17 protein-coding genes are annotated in these 20,249 nt (G+C 58.4%); 16 read left to right on the top strand and 1 reads right to left on the bottom strand.

The window, feature by feature from the left end:
• Window positions 1-5: 5 nt before the first annotated feature.
• From clpX to EDC14_RS11930, 14 genes are all read left to right on the top strand, one after another.
• Complete coding sequence (gene clpX / locus EDC14_RS11865; RefSeq protein WP_132014514.1) at window positions 6-1,268, top strand: ATP-dependent Clp protease ATP-binding subunit ClpX; 1,263 nt, start codon at window positions 6-8, stop codon at window positions 1,266-1,268.
• A 168-nt stretch (window positions 1,269-1,436) separates the two neighbouring features.
• Window positions 1,437-3,128, top strand: coding sequence for an ATP-dependent protease LonB (gene lonB / locus EDC14_RS11870; RefSeq protein WP_132014515.1), 1,692 nt, complete (start codon window positions 1,437-1,439; stop codon window positions 3,126-3,128).
• 242 nt (window positions 3,129-3,370) lie between these two features.
• Window positions 3,371-4,186, top strand: coding sequence for a patatin-like phospholipase family protein (locus tag EDC14_RS11875; RefSeq protein ID WP_132014516.1), 816 nt, complete (start codon window positions 3,371-3,373; stop codon window positions 4,184-4,186).
• Window positions 4,183-5,460 (top strand): BaiN/RdsA family NAD(P)/FAD-dependent oxidoreductase, encoded by a 1,278-nt coding sequence (locus EDC14_RS11880; RefSeq protein ID WP_132014517.1) that lies wholly within the window; start codon window positions 4,183-4,185, stop codon window positions 5,458-5,460. The genes EDC14_RS11875 and EDC14_RS11880 overlap by 4 nt, the downstream gene beginning before the upstream one ends.
• 18 nt (window positions 5,461-5,478) lie before the next feature.
• Window positions 5,479-5,694, top strand: a complete 216-nt coding sequence (locus EDC14_RS11885; protein ID WP_132014518.1) for a hypothetical protein — start codon at window positions 5,479-5,481, stop codon at window positions 5,692-5,694.
• Window positions 5,695-5,956: 262 nt separating this feature from the next.
• Window positions 5,957-6,373: a HutP family protein gene (locus EDC14_RS11890; RefSeq protein ID WP_132014519.1), complete on the top strand. Its 417-nt coding sequence runs from the start codon at window positions 5,957-5,959 to the stop codon at window positions 6,371-6,373.
• A 5-nt stretch (window positions 6,374-6,378) separates the two neighbouring features.
• Entirely contained in the window at window positions 6,379-6,750 is a 372-nt protein-coding gene (aroH, locus tag EDC14_RS11895) for a chorismate mutase (protein ID WP_132014520.1), read from the top strand.
• 51 nt (window positions 6,751-6,801) lie between these two features.
• Window positions 6,802-7,917: a histidinol-phosphate transaminase gene (hisC, locus tag EDC14_RS11900; RefSeq protein WP_132014521.1), complete on the top strand. Its 1,116-nt coding sequence runs from the start codon at window positions 6,802-6,804 to the stop codon at window positions 7,915-7,917.
• Between the two features lie 329 nt (window positions 7,918-8,246).
• A complete protein-coding gene (locus EDC14_RS11905; RefSeq protein ID WP_132014522.1) occupies window positions 8,247-9,206 on the top strand; it encodes a metal ABC transporter substrate-binding protein in 960 nt (319 codons plus the stop codon).
• Complete coding sequence (locus tag EDC14_RS11910; RefSeq protein ID WP_165907975.1) at window positions 9,196-9,966, top strand: metal ABC transporter ATP-binding protein; 771 nt, start codon at window positions 9,196-9,198, stop codon at window positions 9,964-9,966. Before EDC14_RS11905 ends, EDC14_RS11910 begins: the two co-directional genes overlap by 11 nt.
• On the top strand, window positions 9,938-10,765 hold the full coding sequence (locus tag EDC14_RS11915) for a metal ABC transporter permease (RefSeq protein ID WP_132014524.1): 828 nt from the start codon (window positions 9,938-9,940) through the stop codon (window positions 10,763-10,765). The genes EDC14_RS11910 and EDC14_RS11915 overlap by 29 nt, the downstream gene beginning before the upstream one ends.
• 184 nt (window positions 10,766-10,949) lie before the next feature.
• Window positions 10,950-11,363, top strand: a complete 414-nt coding sequence (locus EDC14_RS11920) for a Fur family transcriptional regulator (RefSeq protein WP_132014525.1) — start codon at window positions 10,950-10,952, stop codon at window positions 11,361-11,363.
• 754 nt (window positions 11,364-12,117) lie between these two features.
• Window positions 12,118-13,389, top strand: coding sequence for a response regulator (locus EDC14_RS11925; protein WP_132014526.1), 1,272 nt, complete (start codon window positions 12,118-12,120; stop codon window positions 13,387-13,389).
• 14 nt (window positions 13,390-13,403) lie between these two features.
• Window positions 13,404-15,182 (top strand): cache domain-containing sensor histidine kinase, encoded by a 1,779-nt coding sequence (locus EDC14_RS11930; RefSeq protein ID WP_207930743.1) that lies wholly within the window; start codon window positions 13,404-13,406, stop codon window positions 15,180-15,182.
• Here EDC14_RS11930 and EDC14_RS11935 read toward each other — a convergent pair.
• Window positions 15,177-16,160 carry a cache domain-containing protein gene (locus EDC14_RS11935; protein WP_132014528.1) on the bottom strand — a complete coding sequence of 328 codons (984 nt, stop codon included), beginning with the start codon at window positions 16,158-16,160 and terminating at the stop codon, window positions 15,177-15,179. The genes EDC14_RS11930 and EDC14_RS11935 overlap by 6 nt on opposite strands.
• A gap of 230 nt (window positions 16,161-16,390) precedes the next feature.
• Here EDC14_RS11935 and EDC14_RS11940 point away from each other — a divergent pair, with 230 nt between their 5' ends.
• Entirely contained in the window at window positions 16,391-17,779 is a 1,389-nt protein-coding gene (locus EDC14_RS11940; RefSeq protein WP_165907976.1) for an ABC transporter substrate-binding protein, read from the top strand.
• Window positions 17,780-17,830: 51 nt separating this feature from the next.
• Entirely contained in the window at window positions 17,831-20,140 is a 2,310-nt protein-coding gene (locus EDC14_RS11945) for a glycoside hydrolase family 65 protein (RefSeq protein ID WP_132014530.1), read from the top strand.
• Window positions 20,141-20,249: the final 109 nt, after the last annotated feature.

The following is a 20,249-nucleotide window of genomic DNA, read 5'->3' on the forward strand; positions in this document are numbered from 1 at the left end:
AAGGCATGCTGAAATTTGGAGATGAAAAAGGCCAGTTGAAATGTTCATTTTGTGGTAAGGCCCAAGAGCAAGTCAAGAAATTGATCGCAGGCCCCGGAGTCTATATCTGTGACGAATGCATCGAATTGTGCAATGAGATTATTGATGAGGAATTGAGCGAAGAAGGAAGCTTGGACCTTGTCAACAATCCGAAACCCAAGGAGATCAAGGAGATTTTAGACCAGTACGTGATCGGCCAAGATGATGCCAAAAAAACTTTGGCGGTGGCGGTCTATAATCACTATAAGCGGATTAACTCCGAAGAGCGGTTTGAAGATATCGAATTACAAAAAAGCAATATTTTGCTGCTGGGACCGACGGGTTGCGGCAAAACGCTGTTGGCCCAGACGTTGGCCAAGATTTTGAATGTGCCCTTTGCGATCGCCGACGCGACTTCGTTGACCGAAGCGGGTTATGTCGGAGAAGACGTCGAGAATATTCTGCTGAAGCTGATTCAGGCGGCCGATTACGATGTCGAGCGGGCTGAGAAAGGGATCATCTATATCGACGAGGTCGACAAGATAGCCCGAAAATCCGAAAACCCCTCGATTACCCGGGATGTTTCCGGCGAAGGCGTTCAACAGGCGCTACTGAAGATCCTGGAGGGAACCACCGCCTCCGTCCCGCCTCAGGGTGGCCGGAAGCACCCGCATCAAGAATTTATCCAGATCGATACCACGAACATCTTGTTCATCTGCGGCGGGGCTTTTGACGGCATCGACCGGATCATCGAGACCCGTACCGGTAAAAAGACGCTCGGCTTTGGCGCGGAGATCAAGTCCAAGGTCGAAAAGCCGGTGGGCGAGATTTTGCGCCAGATTCTGCCCGAGGATCTCCTGAAATACGGCTTGATCCCCGAATTCGTGGGCAGGCTGCCGATTGTGGTGGCGCTGGATGCCTTAGACGAAGCGGCTCTGGTGCAGATTCTGACCGAACCCAAGAATGCCCTGGTCAAACAGTTCCAGAAAATCTTCGAGCTCGACAGCATCGAGCTAAGTTTTGAATCCGAGGCGCTGGAGCTCATCGCCAAGCTGGCGATCAAACGGAATACCGGAGCGCGCGGCTTGCGGGCGATTATTGAGAAACTGTTGTTGGAATTGATGTATGAGCTGCCGTCGCGGAGCGACGTTAAACGCTGCGTCATTACCAAGAATATGGTGGAAGAGAAAGGCGAGGCCATTTTGATGATGGCCGAGTCGCGCAAGAAAAAGAAGGAAGAGACAGCCTAGTTTCCCAACCGGCGGCGAACCCGCCGGTTTTTTCGTATCCTTTTCCGATGCCCATTCGGGCCATCCGGGGGTTTGTCACAATCTGGACAGAAAGTTAGCGATTCGGGTTTATTTCGCAGCGATCGAGCAGATACTATGGGTGATTTCCTTAGGAAAGGAGTCATCGCAATGGAAGTTGTGGCAAATGTCATCGGGCTGATTAATCTGTTTTTTGCGATTGTCATCGGGTTATACTTCTGGAATTTGCTCCGTTCGCAGCAGGGCAATAAAACCGCGGTGGACCGGGAGTCCCGGAAAGAGATGGAGAAATTACAGCGATTGCGCAGGATCTCGCTGACCGAACCGCTTTCCGAGAAGACCCGGCCCGCCAGTTTCGAAGAGATCATCGGACAAGACGACGGATTAAAAGCGCTCCGGGCCTCGTTATGCGGGCCCAATCCCCAGCATGTGCTGCTTTACGGACCGCCCGGCATCGGCAAAACCGCCGCCGCCCGGGTCATTTTGGAGGAAGCCAAAAAGCAGCCGCTATCTCCGTTCAAAGAAAACGCTAAATTTGTGGAGATGGATGCGACGACCGCCCGTTTCGACGACCGCGGCATCGCCGATCCGCTCATCGGATCGGTCCATGATCCGATCTATCAAGGCGCCGGACCTTTGGGAATCGCGGGTATTCCGCAGCCCAAGCCGGGCGCGGTCACCAAAGCCCACGGCGGCATCCTTTTTATCGATGAGATCGGAGAGCTGCACCCGATTCAGATGAACAAACTGTTGAAGGTGCTGGAAGACAGAAAGGTGTTTCTGGAGAGCGCCTACTACAGCTCCGAGGACGCCAATATTCCCCATCATATCCATGATATCTTCCAGAATGGCTTGCCGGCGGATTTCCGATTGGTCGGAGCGACCACCCGGACCCCGGAAGAGATTCCTCCGGCCATTCGTTCCCGGTGCGTGGAGATCTTTTTCCAACCCCTCGCTCCGGCGGATGTGGAGCGGATCGCCGGGAACGCCGCCAAGAAGATCAGCTTTGAGCTGGAAGCCGGGGTGATGTCGATCATCACCAAATACGCGACCAATGGCCGGGACGCGGTGAATCTGATTCAGATCACCGCGGGATTGGCCATCACCGAGGGCCGCAAAAAAATCATGGTGAAAGATGTGGAATGGGTCATTCACAGCGGCCAGTATTCGCCGCGGCCCAATATCAAGGTTCCTCCGCAGCCACAGGTCGGATACGTGAATGGGCTGGCCGTTTTCGGTCCGAATATGGGTTCCGTGATCCAGGTGGAGGTTTCGGCCATTCCCGCTCAGCCCGGCCAAGGCAAGGTCACCACCACGGGCGTGGTGGACGAGGAAGAGATGGGGCAGGCCGGCCGGAAGATCCGCCGCAAAAGCATGGCGCTGGGATCGGTGGAGAATGTGCTCACCGTAATCCGCAAGTTTCTGGGAGTCAATCCGGCCGATTTTGACATTCATATCAATTTCCCGGGCGGGGTCCCCATTGACGGGCCGTCGGCCGGGATCACGCTGGCGACTGCCATCTATTCCGCCATCACCGGCCGGGAGATCGACAATGAAGTGGCGATGACCGGGGAGATATCCATCCGCGGCGGAGTCATGCCCATCGGCGGGGTGGTCCCCAAGATCGCCGCCGCCAAGGAAGCCGGAGCCAAACGGGTGATCATTCCCAAAGAAAACTGGCAGGAGATGTTTGAATCCGAAACGGGAATTCAGATCGTCCCGGTGGAGCGGATCGAGGAAGTGATTCAGCTGGCGGTCTATCGTTCCAACCTAGAGGTGCCGCCGGTGCGGATCCTGAATAACGAAAAACTGCTCAACAACGAACAATTGATAACCGCGTAAGACAGGGGGCCGAAGCCCCCATTTTTTTATTGATCTTCGGCGGATGTCCGGAAGGGAATTTGACGAAGGACTCGAAATAACTTAGAACGTCCATACCGTGAGCCGCTTTGATACCAACGTTTTTTCCGGAACCTCCGGTAACAATCCCAAGCCATGGTGTACAATAGAGTCGGGAGAATGTCGCCGCGTTGAAATGATGATCCGGGCTGCCTTTTGATTCGTAGAAAGGAAGGGGTTCACCCGTGAATACGAATTCTGCATATCCCAAAATCGTCCTGGCGTTGGGCGGCGGCGGCGCGCGCGGCTTCGCCCATATCGGAGTTTTGCAGGTGCTAAAGGAATCGGGGATTCGGCTCGCGGGGATCGTGGGGACCAGCATGGGGGCCTTGATCGGCGGCACCTATGCCGTGGGGACGGACCTTTACTATCTCGGTCAGTTGGTCGAGTATCTTGGTTGGGAGGATCTGATTGATCTGCGCCTGCCCAGGCTGGGGCTGATCGATGGCGTCAAAGTGCAGACGCTGATCGATCTGTTGACCAAGAAGAAATGTTTTGGCGATACGTTCTTGCCCTATTGGGCGGTGGCGACCGATCTATTCAGCGGCGAGGCGGTCATCTTCAAGGAGGGCCCGTTGGCTCCGGCCATCCGGGCCAGTATCTCCATACCGGGGGTCTTCAACCCGGTGGAAGTGAACGGCAGAATTCTGGTGGACGGCGGAGTGGTGGCCGGCGTTCCGGTGACGGTGGCCAAGGAGATGGAGGGGGACCTCGTGATCGCGGTGAATGTCGGCTTCGATCATACCCAGCACCAGATCAATTCGGTCTTTGACGTATTGTCCAAAGTATTGGACATCATGGGGAACCGGCTGGACGAGAGCCAGCTGGGCCTGGCGGATCTGACCATCGCTCCGCAACTGGGAAACATCGGGACCCTCCATTTTCAACGGGCCAAGGAATGCATCGGCATCGGCCGGGCGGCCGCGGAACGGGTCATCCCCGAGCTCCAGCAACGGATCCTTGAGTTCCAAAAGAAAGGTTTGGTAAGCTACACATCATGAATACCGAGATTGTTGTCGTTGGAGCGGGAGCGGCCGGGACGATCGCGGCGCTGACCGCCGCCAAAGCCGGCGCCCGGGTCGTCCTGATCGAGCGGAACCGTTCGATCGGCCGGAAGCTGGCGATCACCGGCGGCGGCCGCTGTAATTTGACCAACCAGTCGGAATTGGCCGAGCTGGTGGCGAATACCCCCGGAAACGGCCGCTTTTTATACAGCGCCTTTCAGAACTTCGATGCCCAGGCGGTGATGGATCTCTTCCAGAATGAGCTGGGAGTCCGCCTCAAGGTGGAACGGGGTAAACGGGTCTTTCCCGAATCCGATCAGGCCCGGGAAGTGGTCGACGCCTTGGCCCAGGCGCTGCGCCGCCATGGCGTGACGCTGGTCTGCGAAGCGCAAGTGTCGGAACTGTTGATCGCGGACGGGCAGATCGCCGGGGTGCGTTGTGCCGATGGCCGGGAGTTCGGCGCCCGGGCGGTGATCATCGCCACCGGCGGCGCATCCTATCCGGGCACCGGCAGCACCGGGGACGGGTATCGTCTCGCCGCCCAGGCCGGCCATACGCTGACTCCGATCCGGCCTTCCCTGATCCCCTTGGAGACCCGGGAGGAGTGGGTAAAAGACCTGGAGGGACTGGCCCTGACCAATGTGCGGGTCAGCGGCTATTATCAGGGAAAGGTCCTGGAAGCCGAGTTCGGCGAGATGCTGTTTACCAGTTTTGGAGTATCCGGACCGGTCATCTTGAGCCTCAGCCGCAGCATCGCCGGCCGGGTGTTGGAGCAGCCGCTCTCGGTGGTGTTGGCGATCGATTTGAAACCCGCCTTGAGCGAGGCCGAGCTGGATCAGCGGATTCAGCGCGATTTCGCCAAGTATGTCAATAAGTTCTTCCGGAATGCCCTGGATGACTTATTGCCGCAAAAACTGATTCCGGTAGTGGTCAAGCTGTCGGAGATTCCGCCCGAAAAGCCGGTGCACCAGATCACCCGGGAGGAACGGCTGGAGCTGGTGCGGCTATTGAAAGGATTGCAGCTGACGATCAGCCGGCCGCGGCCGCTGAAAGAGGCGATCGTGACCGCCGGCGGGGTGAATGTGAAAGAGATTCATCCCAAGACCATGGCCTCCAAACGTACCGCCGGCCTGTTCTTCGCCGGGGAGGTCATGGATGTGGACGCCTACACCGGCGGCTTCAATTTGCAGATCGCTTTTTCTTCGGGAGTGGCGGCGGGATTGGCCGCCGCGGAGCGGGCGCATGAAGCGGAGCAAAGCCGGGCAAACTGAGTCCGGAGGTGGGTACGCGTGCCGGGACGGTATCGTTGGTATGAGCGGCTCTTTTATCATTTGGTGTTGCGGGAAAAACTCTGTTTGCGGCTGGTTTTTATCCTGGTTGCGCTGCTAATAGCCGTCCAGGCGTTATTGTTTGATCCGAAGCTGCGCCGGGCCATGGTCCTGGCGGAACGGCTGGAAGGGAGCGAGCCCCGTTACTACCATTCCGGGCGGCGCAGCCAACCCTAGCTAAAGTCAAATTTTAACCCCGGAGTCGCAACAAGTGACTTGTAAGCGCCGCAAAAGTATGGTAGATTTAATTATAAATATTGGAACGATCGAGCACTCCATGGGGTGCTTTTTTACTAGGCGGACCCGGGTTGTTTCAGGCCATGCCGGGGGAGCGACTTCCTATCTATACCGTCCCCGGCGGGGATCCGGGAGCTTCGGCAGCCTGTTGGCTTGATGGATCGCTAAATCTCCGGCCGGGAGTTTTCGAGGAGGCTTTACCATGCTGGAATCGGGCAGCCGTGAAGTGGCGAAGGCGGCTTTGACCATGGCCATGACTTCTTCCCGCGAGGAAGAGAAGTCGATGAAGGAATATTACCGCAACCACGAGATCCGGGCGGCGGCGGTGGATTACGGCGGCGAGGCGATCGCCGCCATGAAGGCCATTGTCGAACGGGCGGTGGTGGCGGCCAAACGGGAGTTATTGATCAAGGACTGCCACGCCGAGGAGGGCGCGATCGCCGGCGCCACCCGCGAAGCAATGTCGCAGATTCTGATCAAGGCGATCGGTCTGAATATCGGCGGCAAGATCGGGATTGCCCGGAAGGGCGACCATGTCAGCGTCGCGGTTTTTTTCAGCATCGGTCTGGTGCATTTGGACGAGATTGCGGTGGGAATGAGCCACCGGGCGGTGGAGTGAACAACATGAGTGCAAGGATATGGGCGGTGCGGGGCGCCACCACGATTGAACGGGATCAGCCGGCGCAGGTGCTGGCGGCGACGCGGGAATTATTGCAGGAACTTTTTACGGCCAATGGGATACGGCCGGCGGATATTATCAGCATTTTCTTTACGGTGACTCCCGACATCCGCAGCGAATTTCCGGCGGTGGCAGCCCGGGAGCTGGGACTGGCGGATACGCCGTTGATGTGCGCCCAAGAGATCGCCAAAGACGGCGCTTTGCCGCTCTGTATCCGGGTGATGCTCCATTTCCATACCGAATTGGACAAGGGCGCTTTACGCCCGGTCTATCTGAATGACGCGGTAAAGCTCCGGCCCGACCTCGTGTCGGGGTAAGGCCGTTTTGGATTTCCAGCATCGCGACGCTGACGACAAGGAGCGATTCCAATGAAACGTAGCGGAATGTTTCGAGAATGTATTGATCGGATCCCCCCCTATGTACCGGGCAAACCCATCGAAGAGGTCGAACGGGAGCTGGGCTTAAACGGAGTCATCAAAATGGCCTCCAATGAAAACCCGCTGGGACCGTCCCAGGAGGTCCGCCAGGCGGTTATTTACGCGCTGGACCGGGTGGCCCAGTATCCGGATGCCAACAACTTCTATCTGCGGGACGCGCTGGTCGCCGAGTTGAAGGTGGATCCCGGCCAACTGCTGATCGGCAACGGCTTGGACGACGTCAACCGGATCCTGGCGGAGGCTCTGTTCAATCCCGATGATGAAGTGATCATTCCGCAGCCGACCTTCAGCCAATATGAGATCGTGACCCGCCTGATGGGGGCGAAGCCGGTCTTTGTCAAGGGCGACGGCTACCGCCACGACCTCGACGCCATGCTGGCCGCGATCACTGACCGCACCAAGATGATCTTCATCTGCAATCCCAATAATCCGACTGGCACGATCATCACCGAAACGGAGCTGGTCCGGTTCTTGCGGCGGGTCCCCGCTTCGGTCCTGGTAGTCGTCGATGAGGCCTATGCCGAATTCGCCGATGACCCGGCGCTCCCCAATGGAATCCGCCTGTTGCAGGAGGGTTTCGCCAACCTCGTGGTCTATCATACCTTCTCCAAGATTCACGGCATGGCCGGTTTGCGGCTGGGCTATGCGGTGGCCGCGCCGGAGTTGATCCGCGAGACCCTGCGGATCAAGGACCCGTTCAATGTGAACCTGATCGCCCAAGCGGCGGGCGTCGCCGCGCTGAACAGCAAGATTCACATGAAGCTCAGCAAAGAACTGGTGCAGTCGGGCAAACGCCAGTTTTACGAGGAACTGGACCGGTTGGGCATCGGCTATCTGCCGACCCAGGCCAATTTCATCCTGATCGACTGCGGCCAGGACAGCCGGGCCATTTACGATTTCTTGCTGCACAACGGGATCATCGTGCGGGCCACGCATTCTTTCGGCCTGCCCCATTGCATCCGGGTTACCTTCGGCACCGCCGAACAGAACGACCGCTTCTTCCGGGCCTTCCGCGAAGGAATGAAACGTTTGGAAATCACCGCTTAGGAAGTCTGTGCGGGTATCGTCACCACCACCACAACGTCGGGTAGCCGGTGCCTTGGCGGTGCGCATTCGCTTGTACTCTATCATCCTCAGAGGAAATAACCGCAGAAGTTTCTGGGCGGAATCATCCGGCTTCGCTAGCATCTATGGCGCAATCTGTGAAATATGGATTGCGCCTTTTTGATGCGGCGTTAATTTCCCAAATTTAGTTTACAATAATTATAATGAACATGAATGATAATAGTTTCTTTTTCAGTATACAATTGACTTAATTTGGATACAGTGATAAAATCGAAATGAAAAAAATTCTCATTTTCGAGAGGGGTGTCCGAATGAAACGTTATCATCTGCTCATTTCCCTGGTCTTGGCCGCACTGTTTGTCATCGGCCCGGGTTGCGGGGTGCTGCAAGGAGCAACGGGAAAATTGAAAGTCGTGACGACGCTGTTTCCCCAGTATGATTTCGTGCAAGAGATCGGGAAGGATAAGGTCGCTGCCACATTGCTGTTGCCGCCGGGAGTGGAACCCCATTCTTTCGAGCCTTCGCCTCAGGATATCGTGGGTATCCGCAAAGCCGATGTCTTCGTTTACACCGGGGAGTATATGGAACCCTGGGCCCACAAAGTCATCGAGGGCGTCAAAGGGAAGAAGATCGTCATTGTCGATACCAGCCGGGGCATTGAGCTGATGAAAGAGGAAGAGGAACATGAAGACCATGACGAGCATGAAGGGGAGGAGGAGCACCATCATCATGGCGGCAAAGATCCGCATATCTGGCTGGATCCGGTCCTCGCCCGGCAAATGGTGAGCAACATCGTCGCCGGCCTGGCCAAGGCAGATCCGCAGCATGCCGCTTTTTATAAGCAAAACGGCGCCGCCTACCAGAAGAGGCTCCAGAAACTGGACCGGGAATTCGCGGCGGCCTTTGCCAAAGCCAGGACCAAAACGATCATTTACGGCGGGCATTTCGCCTTCGGCTATTTCGCCAAGCGTTACGGATTGAAGTACATCTCCCCCTATAGCGGGTTCGCACCGGATGCCGAGCCGACGCCGCAGCGGATCGCGGAACTCATCAAGACCATCAAAAAGACGGGGACCAAAGTGATCTACTACGAAGAACTGATCGACCCTAAAGTCGCCAAGGTCATCGCCGATCAGACCGGCGCCAAGATGCTGCTGCTCCACGGCCTCCACAATATTTCCAAAGCGGAGTTGAAAGCCAAGGTCAGCTATGTTACACTCATGGAAGGCAATCTTGAACGACTCAAACAAGGGTTGGGGTATGGTGGATAGTATATTAGCGGTTCAAAACCTGACCGTGCGCTACGGCAAACACGAGGTTTTGAGCAAGATCAGTTTTACGGTGGAAGCAGGAGATTATATCGGCGTGGTCGGGCCCAACGGTTCGGGAAAGACGACGCTTATGAAGGCCGTTCTCGGCCTGCTGCCGCTCTACGAAGGGAAAATCACCTTCCACCCGCAGTTGGCGGAGGGGCACTTCATCGGCTACCTTCCCCAAAAAGCCGTCTCGAGCGACCGGCTTTTTCCGGCCAAGGTCAAGGAGATCGTATCCATCGGGCTGCTCGCCAACAAAAAGGAGCCCAAATTCTTTTCGGCCCGGGATTACGAGCGGATCGACGCCATCCTGGAACGGCTGAAGATCGCCGACTTGAAAGACAAAAAGATCGGCAATCTCTCCGGCGGCCAGCAGCAGCGGGTGTTGTTGGCCCGGGCGATGGTGAATTCGCCGCAGATGCTGATCCTCGATGAACCGACCAGCGCCCTGGATCCGCAGATCCGGGAGGAGTTTTACGAACTGATCGAGGGGCTGAACCGGGACGACGGCGTGGTGGTGATGGTGGTCTCTCATGACGTGGGCTCGGTCGGAAAGTATACCAAAAAGATGCTCTACTTGGACCGGCGGCTGGTTTTCTACGGCGGCTACGACGAGTTCTGCCATTCCCAAGAGATGACCGAGTATTTCGGTTTCTTGGCGCAACATCAATTTTGCTGGGGGCACGCGGATGGAAAGCACGATCAGCTTGATCGTTGAAGCGTTACAATATGATTTTATCCTAAAGGCGTTGCTGGTGGGCTCGTTGATCGCGGTCTGCTGCTCGTATCTGGGATTGTTTCTGGTGTTAAAGAAATATTCGATGATCGGCGACGGTCTGGCGCACGTCAGTTTCGCCACCATCGCGCTGGCGCTGCTGTTGTCAGCCTCGCCGCTGCTGGTCTCGATCCCGCTGGTCATCCTATCGTCGTTTTTGATCCTGAAGCTGAATGAAAAAGCCGACCTGCACGGCGACGCCGCCATCGGGCTCATCTCTTCCTTCGCGGTGGCCGCCGGGGTGCTCATCTCCAGCGTGGCCGGGGGTTTCAACATCGACCTTTTCAGCTACCTTTTCGGCAGCATTCTGGTCATCAGCAATCTGGACGTCATTCTGTCGCTGGTCCTTTCGGCGGTGGTGATCTTCACGATCTTCTTTTTTTACAACAATTTGTTCGCCATTACCTACGACGAAGAGTTCGCCCGGGTGATCGGCCTCCGGACCCGGACCATGAATTATCTGATCTCCATCCTGACGTCGATCACGATCGTGCTGGGCATCCGGGTGGTGGGGACGATGCTCATCTCCAGCCTGATTGTTTTTCCGACCGTCACCGCCCTGCAGGTTTCGAAAGGTTTCAAGAGCACCATCTTCATTTCGACGCTGATCTCGGTATCCTGCGTGATCCTGGGGGTGTTTCTCTCCTTCATTCTGAACTTCCCCACCGGAGCCACGATTGTATTCCTGAATGCCGTCTGCTTCGTGCTTTGCTTCGGGCTCAAGAAGCTGAACCTGGCCTAGTCCGCGAATGAAATTTGGGCCCTAGGGTGGATTTGACTTCAAAAGCAGAGCGGCTTATAATGAAAAAGTACCTCCCTCTGTTTGGCGGCCTCGGCTGCGCCCGGGGAGGAAGCCGGCGGGGAGTCCGGTTTTGCCGGAGCGAACCGTATCCGCGGCGGAATAAAAGTCAAAAGAGGTTAGACCGATGGATCGCCAATGGGAAAAGCTGAAGGAGAGCGGTTACCGTCTCACCAAAAAGCGGTCTGAGATCCTGGAAGCATTCGAAGAGGGCTCCGCCCTCAGCGCCGACGATATTTATCAGAAAGTGAACCGGCATTGTAAAGTCAACCGCGGCACCGTCTACCGCAATCTCAATTGCCTGCTCAAGATGAACCTGGTGCGCAAGGTCAACAGCCTCGATCAGGCGGACCGTTACGAGCTGGTGAGCCATCATTGCCAGCACGTTTTGGAATGCGTCCAGTGCGGCGCCACCGTCATGTTTTCGGAGTGCATCTTCGACCAGATGGAGGAGGAGATCGCCTCCAAAACCGGTTATGAGATCAAGCAGCACCACATCGAGATGTACGGCATGTGTCCGGCGTGCCGGCACAAGACCTGACACGCGCTCCGGCCCTACGGGGTGACGCTGCGTTGCCGGGAAAGAAAAGTGGGCGGCCATTTTCTTAGTCATTCGCAAAGATGCCAAAGCAGGCATCTTTTTTTTGATGCCCGGCCGGCCGCTCCGGCTTCTCCGGCTAGAACGGAATGAGCATCCCGGGCCGTCGCGAATGCTCCTCGAACAACCGGGCATGCCCGCGCAGTCACCGCGCCAGCCGCCACAGCAATGGGGCATGATCGCCTACCAACTGCGCATCCTCGCACGCCAACCGGGGATCCTTGCACAGTTACTGTGCAAGTTGGCACAGTAGCTACGCATGTTCCCACACAAACCGCGCCAGCCTGCACAGCAACTGGGCCTGCCCACACCGTCACGGAGCAAGCAGCCGCAGCCGCCGGGCGGGCTTCCAGGGCGGCTGCGGCTGCTTATGGGGCGACCGAAACGGTTGACCCGAGACCCCAATCTCCTCATGGACCTGCCAATCTTCGTCATGTGGGATTTACCTCCTCTCTGCCCGTTGTCTTCGATGCCGCCGCCGCAAAGTTCCTGGCGTTGAATATTGCTACTTTTTCATGTTTTTGGATGGCTTGGGAAGGTGTTGGAAGAAATGTAGCGAAATTGATCCATCCGGATTGTACCGCACCCGAAAGCAGGCGGAGCTGCCACAGCCCGGAACATCCCGGCGGGCGCGGCGCGGCGGCGTGGGGGTCTTCGGACGCTGGTTGGCGGGGCGGGTTGGAGCAGGGGGGCAGCCATGTTAACGATGTTGATCGTGGATGACGAGTACTGGGTGCGCATGGGCATTCGGGAGACCATCCACTGGGAGAGCCATGGTTTTCAGATCATCGGCGAGGCCGGCAACGGCAGGGAGGGCTTGGCGGCGGCCGCCGCCCTGACGCCCGATATCATCATTACCGATATCCGGATGCCGTTGATGGACGGCGTGGAATTCATGGCCGAGCTGCGCGCCGTGGGGATCGACTCCAGGATTATCGTCTTGAGCGGGTATGAGGAGTTTGATTACGCCCGGTCGGCGATCCGTTTCGGGGCCTCGGCCTATCTCCTGAAGCCTATTGAGAACCAGCAGCTGGTCGAGACGGTTTTGAGCGTCGGCGGGAGCATCCAGGAGGCCCGGAAGGCAAAACAGCATTATGACGAGCTCAAAGAGGAGCTCCCGGCTATTCAGAAGCAGTTCATCCTCGATCTGCTCGCCGGGTCCGGCGGCGCCGAAACGGCCTTGCGGGCCAAGTGGAACCGCCTGGAATTGCCGCTCTCCTTTGAGAATCCGATGGTGCTGGTCCTGAAGCCGCTTGATCTCCGGCTGTTGACCCGGCAGTTCTCCCGGGAGCAGTTGGAAGCGTTCGGCGCGACGCTGCAGGAACGGTTCGCCGCGGTCTTCTTCGGCCCTTGGGGTTTCCGCGGCATGGTGCTGGACAAGAATAACGAGGAGATCATCGGCATCATCCAGGCGGACCATTACGAGGAAATGCCCATCGCCACGGTCAAAGCCGCCTGCCGGGAGCTGTTGGCCCAACTCTCACAGTCCTTGGGCAGGGAATATCCGCTGACGATCGGCATCGGCGGACCGGCTCCCGCTCTGACCGGCCTGAGCGGGGCCTATCAGGAGGCCCTGACGGCTTGCGAACACCGGGGGCTGCCCGGCCTCAGCCGGGTTTACTGGGCCAAGGACGACGGGGTGGGAGATTGCCATCCGCTGGTCAAGGCGGCCGTGGCCTATCTGCGGCAGCATTTGGAGCGGGAGATCACCGTGGAACTGGTGGCCAGGGAGTTGTTTGTCAGTCCGTCCCACCTGATGCATTTGTTCAAGGCAGAGCTGGGCAAGACCTTCAATGATTGCCTGGTGGAGTACAGGATCGAACGGGCCAAGGAATTGCTGAGGGAGAACAGCTACAAGATCTACGAGGTCTGCGCCAAAGTCGGCTACAACGACACCAAGTACTTCAGTCAGCTCTTTAAGAAAGTCACCGGTTTCAGCCCCAGCGAATACGGAAAAATTACCTCCTGAACGGAGCCCGGATGATGTGGACGCTCTTCAGCGCTTTACGCCAATTCAAGATCCGGAACCGGCTGGTCATCCTGCTGCTGGTGGCGCTGCTCGTCTCCACCGGGTCGGTCATCGTCATCTCCCGGATGGTGGCTCAATCGCTCCTCCAAAACTATCTGGCCGATTATGTGGAGTCGACTCAGAACGAGATCGCCGCCAGTGTGGGAATGATCGTGGACGAGATCCATCTTCTGGCGGCCCGGCTCACGGTGAATAACGGCATTTACCACCTTTTCAACCGGGAGCGTCAGCTCTCCTTCGCCGCCCGGAGCCGGCGGCTGCGGCAGCTCCTCGACGGCTTGCTGGTGCATAAGGAGATCGTCGGCGCCATTTATATCGTCAACCGGGAGAACCGGATCTACGAGTATGTCCCGGCCGGCCCGATGATTCAAAGGCCCGATCTGCTCGATATCCATCAGGTCCGCTCCTCGGCCCTGCCGATCTGGGGCAGCGTCAAGAAAGATACCGCCGGGGACGCCTATATCGTCTTCGGCCGCAAGTTCGATAATTTCTACACCGGCGAGGCCCTGGGCGAGCTGTTCATCTACATCCGGCAGTCCGCCTTCCACGAGATGTACCGCAAGATGGTTCCGGAAGGCGGTTTCTCCTTCATCATCGCCGACGACCAACGGGTGATCTCCCATCCCGATCCGGCCCAGATCGGCAAGGTCTACTTCGACACCTCGCTCTTCCACACCGACCGGCCTTTCAGCTACAAGAACTCCCGCTACCGCGGCGAGCGGGTCATCGTGGCCATCCGCCAGTTTGACGACCATCTGAAACGGCTGGGGATCCATTGGAAGATCGTCAGCGTCATCTCCGAGCGCCGCCTTTTCCGGGCGATCGCCCGGATCAACCGGCTGGTGCTGTTGATCGGCTCGGCCATTCTGCTGGCCGCCATTCTCGCGGCGGTTTATTTCGCCTTCCAGATCACCCGTTCGGTGGCGCGGCTCCGCGACAAGCTGGAGGCCTTCGGCAAGGGCGGCCCGCCGCCCGCCGCCGGTGGTGGCCCGGCCCGGGACGAGATCGCGGTGCTGGAAGAGAGTTACGACAAGATGGTGCTGCGGATTCAGGATTTGATTCACAAAAACAACCTGGAGAAGGAGAAACAGCGGGAACTGGAGCTGACCGCGCTGCAAGCCCAGATCAATCCCCACTTCATCTACAACACGCTGGATGCGATCGGCTGGATCGCCAAGCTGAAGCGGCAGCCGGAGATCGAGAAGCTGGTGATCGCGCTGGCCACCTTTTTCCGGATTAGCCTCCACAAAGGCGACAAATTCATCACGGTGGAGGAAGAGATCCAGCTGGTGCAGAGCTTTGTCACCATCGAGCAGATGCGTTTCCCCGGGAAGCTGGCCGCGGATTACCGGATCGACCCGGCCATTCGCTCCCTGCCGATCCTGAAGATCATTCTGCAGCCGCTGGTGGAAAATGCGATCAAGCACGGCATCCATCCCAAAGACGGCCCGGGGCGGATCGAGGTCAAAGGCTACCGGGACGGGGACGCGATCGTTTTCGAGGTGACCGATGACGGCGTGGGTTTCACCGCGGACTTCCATTCCCGGTCGGCGGCGGCCCGGAATAAGTACGGCGGTTATGGGCTGCGCAATGTCAACGAGCGGATCAGGCTGGAGTACGGGCCGGGGTACGGAGTGTCGCTTCAGAGCGAGCCGGGCCGGGGCACGACCGTTACCGTGAGAGTCGGCGCGCCGCAAGATCCGGCGCGGGAGGAAGAAACCGCCGGATCATAGCGGCGCGGTTTTCTGCATCTTCAGCAGCAATTCGTTCAAAGGGCGGGTGATGCTGGCGGAGATGATGCGGCTGACCCAGACGGAGCCGCCGATGAAGGCCAGGTTGGACAGGAGCAGCAGCAGGAGGAAGCCGAACAACTGCCGCCGGACGCCGGCCAGGGGCAGCACTTTGACGATGGTATCGGAGGAGTAGGAGATGGGAAAGCCGATATAGAGGAAGCGTCCGAAACGGTCCATGAAGAATTTGGCGGGGCCGTTTTTCTTTGGCCGGCTGCGGAGGGGTTCAACGGGCAGGCCGCGATGGTAGGGGGCCCGGAACAACTCCCGGGAACCGGCCATGATATAGGCGCCGCTCCCCTTCCTGGGGTCGGCGAAGAACTGAAAGAAGGACGGGGTGCGCATATCCAGAAGCACATAACCGAGGCGTTTCCCGGCGGGATTGACGATCTTCAGCGCCAGCGTCAGAATGGCGTTCTGCCCGGAGCGGCCCCGCGCCTCCGGAGCATGAGTCCACCACAAGCGTTGTTGAGCGGAGGTTGCAAAGCAACGGAACGCGCTGTTTTGCATCAGCTGTTCCAGCGTGGGCCGGTGGTTCGGCGCCAGATCGATCGAGTCCGACGAGTAATAGGCGCGGTTGAGACCGTAGATCGTCATTCCGGTCAAGGATACGCTCGAGGTCTGGATGCCGTTCAGCTTGTCAATGGCTTTGTTCACGATCGAGCTGTTGAAGTTGGGGTTTTGCAACGCCCGGATGATGTCTTCGTCATTGAGCAGCAGTTTGGCGGTCTCTTCCATCAGCGACAAGAAGAGCTGGGCGTTCCGGTTCTGTTGCTCGGCGTACTGGACGGCCAGCCGGACCGAATGGCCGATGATATTCTGGCGCAAGGCGCAGTATAGAAAGACGCTGGTGATCAAAGCGCTGGTGGAGATGACCGTCACGATCAGGGCCCGGATCTTGAATTCAAGCCGGTTAAACAAAGAGACCACCTCGCCGGTCGGGCTGGATTGGGTGATTCCGGGTTGCGGAGCTTACATCAAAGCGGATTTGATCCTATTGTAACACTGATTTTACCAAAATTGTAGCGGGCCGTCGCCCCCGGATGGGGGCGACATCGCAGTTTTCCCGACCATTTTTGCAGGTTTACTGCCTTAAAATTTCCAGGAGCTTCGTTTACAATAGATTTACGATACCGTGAGGAGAGATGCGGATGTCGCGCAAAATCGGGCTGTTCGGTTGTGGCGTGATCCTGTTGGCATGCGTTGCGCTGCTTGTCGCGGGCTACCGGGATAAGGAACCGCCGTCCCAACCGGTGACCATTACCGTGGGCGACTGGCCCAGGGAGGATGACCCGCGCCGGAGCGCCTGGAACAAGTATGTCAAAATCATGCGCGATCAGTATCGGGTCACCGTGGTGCCGGATGAATGGTCCTATTCGACCACCTCGTTTCTGCCGCGCGCCGCCGCCGGAAAACTGCCGACCATCTTCAACACCTGGTTCACCGAGCCTCAAAAGATCATCGAAGCCGGATACGCGGCCGATATCACGCCGGTGTTGCAAAAACGCGGCTGGGACCGGGAGTTTGAGCCGGAGATTCTGCGGCTGGTCCAAAAGGACGGCAGAATATACGGGGTGCCGAAAGAAAGCTATCTGATGGGACTGATGTGCAACCTCAAGCTGTTCCGGGCCGCGGGCCTGGTCGGTCCGGACGGCCTGCCGCAGATCCCCCGGACCTATGAGGAACTGGCGCAGACCGCCCGGCGGATCAGGGAGAAGACCGGCCGGCCCGGATTTCTCCTCGAAACCAGCGGCAAGGGCGGCGGCTGGCATTTCATGAATATCGCCTGGAGCTATGGCGCGGAATTTGAGCGAAAAGTGGCCGGCAAATGGCGGGCGGTCTTCAACTCTCCCGCAGCGACGGCGGCCCTGCAATATGTGAAGGATCTCAAGTGGCGCTACGACGTGCTGCCGGATCAGACCTTCATCGACTGGTCCAAGGGCCAGGAGCTGATCGCCACCGGCCAGTGCGCGATGAAGTTCGATGTCGGCTTTGATCATGACGGCTTTTACTATGTCATCGACAATTACGGGATGAAAAAAGCGGATATCGCCATGGGCGCCATCCCCGCCGGACCCCGGGGCCGGGTGGGGCTGCAGGGCGGGGACATGTACATGTTCGCGCCGGACGCCAGCCCCGAGCAGATCGACGCGGCGCTGCAATGGCTGCAGCTGTTGGGCTTCGGGCCCACGCTGTCGAAGCGGGATCTGCGGTACAAGGCCCTGGCCTACCGGCGGGACAATGCCTCCGGCTATGTGGTCGGCAATTCGGGCGTCCCGGTCTGGCTGCGCCAGCAGGCGACCAACCGCCGGATCCGTTCTAAGTACGTCAATGTGAATCTGGCGCTTTTTCAGGAGTATCTGAATTTTGACCGGGTGCGGATGCATCCCGAGGAACCCATCAATTGCCAGGAATTGTACAAAATTCTGGATCGCGTCATTCAGACGGTGCTGACGGATCCCCGGGCCGACCCGGGAGCGCTGCTCGATCGGGCGGCGGCCGAATTTCAAACGGAGTATCTGGACAAATCCAAGCGCTGACCCCATCCCCGGATGACGGCGGCGCGACAACGGAGCTGAGGGAGTCAACCGATGCCGAAAGTAGCGAACCGTTATCTGGAAGTCGATCCCTGGCGGATCATTGAAAAATCGTTCCACCCGGAACAGAGCCTGGTCTCAGAGTCCATCTTCGCACTGGCCAATGAATACCTGGGCGTCCGGGGTTATTTTGAGGAAGGTTACAGCGGCCAACGGCTGGTGGGCAGCTATTGCAATGGTTTTTACGAAGAAGCTCCCGTGGCGCAGGCGGCCTCGTATAAAGGGTTCATCCATAAAACCCGGTTTATGGTCAATACCGTCGATTGGCTGTGGCTCAAGATCCGGCTGGCCGGAGAAACGCTCGATCTGGCGCGGAGCGCGGTCAGCGATTTCCAGCGGGTGCTCGATCTGCGGACCGGCCTCCTGGAGCGGGAATTCATCTGGCGGGCCCGGAACGGCCAGGCGCTCCGGATCTCCTTGCAGCGTTTGGTCAGCATGACCCATCCCCACTTGGGCTGGCAGCGGATCCGCCTGACGCCGCTGAACTTTTCCGGTCCGGTGGAGCTGGAGGCGGGATTAGACTTCGCTCCGGTTCACGAGGAAAAGGGCGAGAATTTCTGGAGCTGCCCGCGCCGGGAGTTGCGCGACGACGGTGTAGCCGTGCTCGGCCAGACGATCCACCTGGGGCGGCGGCTCTTCGCCGCCTTCAAGCTGCACCTGCCGCCCGCCGTGACGACCCAGCCGGTGGAACGGGAGAAATATAGCGGCCTGGGGTTCGCGCTGCAGCTGCGCCTGGGCGAAACCTCGACCGTGGATAAGGCGGTCACTTATTTTGCAGCCAAGGAGCCCGGCGGCGATCCGGACGCGGTCTGGCGGGCCGGCATAGCCGTGGCCGAGGTTCATTCGCGCTTGACCTTTGATGAAGTCTTCGCCCAACAGCAAGCCTACTGGGCCGGGGTGTGGGAGCGCTCCGACATCGCCATCGAAGGCGATCCCCAGAACCAGCAGGGGATCCGTTTTTGCATCTTTCAGCTGTATCAGACGCTGCGCGGGGCCGATCCGGGCGCCAATATCGGGGCCAAGGGATTGACGGGCGAGGCTTATAATGGGCACACCTTCTGGGACACCGAAACGTATTGCTTGCCGTTCTATCTGTTCAACAACCCGGCGGCCGCCAGGAGCCTGCTGGAGTTCCGCCACCGCACGCTGCCGCAGGCGCTGGAACGCGCCAAGGAACTGGACTGCGACGGCGCCTTTTATCCCATCGCCACCATCGACGGCACGGAGAGCTGCGGGCTGTGGCAGCACGCCAGCCTGCAACTGCAGGTCGGTTCGGCGGTCGCCTACGGCATCCGCCATTACGTGAAGATCAGCGAAGACCGGGAATTCCTCTACCGGCAAGGCGTTGAGATGCTGATCCAGATCAGCCGTTGTTACGCCAGCCGGGGACAGTGGAGCCCCCGTAGCGGCGAGTTCGGCTTTTACGGCGTGATGGGGCCCGATGAATTTCAGCTGATGGTCAACCATAACTGTTACCTGAATTTCATGGCCCGAAAGACCTTCGAGTATACCCTGGCGACGTTGCAAACGATGCAAAGCGCCTGCCCGGACCGGCTGGCCGATGTCGCGGCCAGGACGGGATTGCGCCCGGAGGAGCTGGCCGACTGGGAAGCGAAAGCCGCCAGGATGCGGTTGCCGCAGGACCGGGAGAGCGGCATTTATGAAGAGCACGACGGCTTTTTCGATCTGCCGCATCTGGACATCCGGGAGATTCCGGTGACGGATTTCCCCCTCTACCATCATTGGTCCTATGACCGGCTCTACCGCTACGATATGATCAAACAGCCCGATGTGCTGATGTTCATCTTCCTTTACAATCAAGAATTCAGCCCGGCCGTCAAGCGCGCCAATTACGATTATTACGAGCCGCGTTGCATTCACGAGTCGTCCCTCTCGCCGTCGATCCACTCGATCCTTGCCACCGAGCTCGGCTACCACGGCCAGGCGTTTGAGCTCTGCCGTTTCGCCACCCGCCTGGATCTGGACAATTATAACCGCAACACCGGCCAGGGATTGCATACCACTTCGCTGGCGGCGGCCTGGATGAATATTGTCTATGGTTTCGGCGGGATGCGCTCCGACGGAGAGCGGCTGCTCTTCCGACCGGTGCTGCCGCGGCCGTGGCAAGCCTATCGTTTCCGGATCCGCTACCGTGGTTCGACCATCGCGGTCGCCGTCGGGAAAGAGAACGCCGAATTCCAAGTGGTCGACGGTCCCCCGGTCCGGATCGGCATCTACGATGAAGAATATTCCATCGACGCCGCCGGACGGACTGTCGCCATCCCCGAGACCCACCGGGTCTAGCCCAAACCGGCAAGTCCCGTCATTCTTGCTGACAGCGGGAAGAAAATAGTTTTTTAACAAGAGCGCGAAAGGGGGAATCGAGAGCGAACTGCAGTTGGGTCCCGACGTT

The organism is Hydrogenispora ethanolica, assembly GCF_004340685.1.
Lineage (GTDB): Bacteria > Bacillota > UBA4882 > UBA8346 > UBA8346 > Hydrogenispora > Hydrogenispora ethanolica.